General features: G+C 62.3%; 2 protein-coding genes. Both read left to right on the top strand.

Annotated features, from left to right (window positions below):
* The first annotated feature begins 94 nt into the window (after positions 1-94).
* Entirely contained in the window at positions 95-1,849 is a 1,755-nt protein-coding gene (locus tag EOA29_RS31555) for a choline dehydrogenase (protein ID WP_127222090.1), read from the top strand.
* Positions 1,849-2,843 (top strand): histone deacetylase family protein (locus tag EOA29_RS31550; protein WP_145969905.1); only part of this gene is annotated, 995 nt, incomplete at its 3' end. The genes EOA29_RS31555 and EOA29_RS31550, both read left to right, overlap by 1 nt.

Raw genomic sequence — 2,843 nt, 5'->3', positions numbered from 1 at the left:
GGCGACGCCTTTCTCGTGCCCAAGGGGTTCCGCGGCGATTGGCGGCAGCCGGTACCGATGGTGAAGTTCTACGTGATCGTCGAGTAGATCGGACATGCGGGACGAGGGCATCTATGACTACATAATCGTTGGCGCGGGGGCTGCTGGGTGCGTGCTGGCGAACCGTCTCCGCGAGGATCCCGGCACGCGAATACTGGTGATCGAGGCCGGAGGGAGTGAAAAGGCAGTCATCGTCGACATGCCGGCCGCGCTGTCGATCCCAATGAATACGACACGCTTCAACTGGGGCATGACGACGGAGTCGGAGCCGGCGCTTGGCGGGCGCGAGCTGAACCTGCCGCGCGGCAAAGGGCTCGGCGGCTCCTCCTCGATCAACGGCATGTGCTGGGTGCGCGGTAATCCTATGGACTACGAACTGTGGGAGGCGCGCGGTGCCGAAGGCTGGCGCTGGTCGAACGTGCTTCCCTATTTCGAACGCCTCGAAGACGTTGAAGGCGGCGGTCCTCTGCGAGGAACCGGCGGTCCGATGACGATCAAGCGCGGGCCGGGGATGAATCCGCTCTACCATGCGTTCGTCAAAGCCGGTTGCGAAGCCGGTTATGCCCGAAGCGACAACATGAATGGGCGCCAGCACGAAGGTTTTGGCCCGATGGAAATGAACATCGGGGACGGGCGCCGGATGAGTGCCGCTCGAGCCTATCTGCGCCCGGCCGTTGCACGAGGCAATGTAAGGGTGATCACGCGTGGACTGGTCGACCGAGTGATCTTCGACGGCCGCAGGGCCACAGGCGTGGTCTTTTCGGTGGCCGGAACCGTTGCCCGGGCTGCGGCTGTGCGGGAGGTGATCCTTTCCGCAGGCTCAATAATGTCTCCCGCAATTCTGAAACGCTCCGGTGTCGGGCCGGCGGCGGAACTCGCCGAGCATGGCATTCCCGTGCTCTATAATGCACCTGAGGTGGGCGAGAATTTGATGGACCACCTAGAACTCTACTTGCAGGTGGAATGCACGCAGCCAGTGAGCCTTTTTCGGACGCAGAGTCTTGTTGCGAAAGTGAAGATCGGCATCGAGTGGCTGGCGACCAAGCGCGGTCTTGGGGCGACGAACCATTTCGAAAGCGGCGGCCACATACGTAGCCGGGCCGGCATTGTCTATCCAGATATCCAGTTTCACTTCCTGCCGCTTGCCATTTCCTATGACGGCCGGACTCTCGCAGCGGGGCACGGGTTCCAGGTCCATGTCGGCACGAAGCGGTCGAAGAGCCGCGGCTGGGTCAAGCTACGCAACAACAATCCGGCGAACCTTCCCCGCGTGCGGTTCAACTATATGTCGCATCCCGACGACTGGGAGGAGATGCGTGCATGCATTCGGCTGGCGCGGGAAATCTTTGCACAGGAGGCGATGAAGCCCTATCGAGGACGCGAGATCGCGCCGGGGGACGACTGCCAATCGGATGCATGTCTCGACCGGTTCATTAAGGAAAAGGTTGAAAGTGCCTATCATCCTTGCGGCACGTGCCGGATGGGCAGCGACGAAACGGCCGTAGCGTTTCCTGACGGACGCGTGCGCGGTGTTGATGCCCTCAGGGTGGTCGATGCCTCGCTGATGCCGCAGGCAACGGCCGGCGATTTGCATGCGCCGACCCTGGTAGTGGCCGAACGGATATCCGATCTCATTCGAGGCCGACACCTCCCCGAAGCGGAAGCCGCCGAGTTGCTGGCCGATCCCCATTGGGCAACACGCCAGCGCAGCGCCGCCATCACCCGCAACTACGCTGCTGACCGCGATCTTCTTGCAGCGGCGCTTCTCGCCAATGCCAAAGGCGAACCCGCGCCGAAGGAGGCCTCTTGATGCGTATTGTCTATTCCGACGCCCACCGTGGCCATGATGGCGCAAAGGAGATGCGCTACGACCAGATGATCCCGATGTTCGAAAATCCGGGCCGGATGGATGCGCTTGTGACAGCCCTGCGCGCTCAAGGGCATCGTGATTTCGTGGATGCGCGGCCCTTCGAGCTGAACTCGATCCTCCGCGTTCACACACCGGGCTTCGTGGCCTTTCTTGAACAGTGCTGGCCTTTGTGGGAGGCCGAGTTCGGCGCGAGCGGCTTCGCGACGGCATATACGTTCGGAATGCGCGGAATGGAACAGCAGCCGAACGAGAGCGTCCATTCGATGCTGTCCTGCTATACCTTCGATGTGTGCGTTCCTTTCGTGAAAGGAACATGGACCGCTATCCGCTCAGCAGTCGACGTCACGCTCACGGCGACGCAGGAAATCACGAACGGCGCGACGGCCGCCTTCGCACTCTGCCGACCACCGGGGCATCACGCTTCGTCTGACCTGGCGGGCGGCTACTGTTATGTGAACAATGCCGCCGTCGCCGCACAGACGCTGCTCGACCAGTGGGCGAAGCGCATCGCAATCCTCGATGTCGACTATCATCACGGTAACGGCACGCAACGCATCTTCTACGACCGCGCCGATGTCCTCTACGCATCTTTGCACGCCAAGCCCGAACAGGAATATCCGTTCCTATTGGGTTACGCGCGCGAGACCGGCGTCGGCGTCGGCGAAGGGTTCAACCTCAATCTGCCCCTGCCGCTCGGCACCACCGTTGCCGCCTATCGCGAAGCTCTTGCCGCGGCGCTTGTCCGAATCCGTGCGTACGCCCCGGACGTACTGATCGTCTCGCTCGGCGTGGATACCTTCGTCGGCGACCCGGTCGGCGGGTTCCGGCTCGAAACGCCCGATTTCCTGACCATCGGTGCGGACATTGCGGCCCTCGGTCTGCCGACCCTTTTCGCAATGGAAGGCGGCTACGCCATCGCTGCACTGGGTACCAA

The organism is Mesorhizobium sp. M1E.F.Ca.ET.063.01.1.1, from assembly GCF_003998155.1.
Taxonomy (GTDB): domain Bacteria; phylum Pseudomonadota; class Alphaproteobacteria; order Rhizobiales; family Rhizobiaceae; genus Mesorhizobium.
The sequence above is the reverse complement of the archived record's forward strand: the minus strand, read 5'-3'. Positions and strand labels throughout refer to the sequence as shown.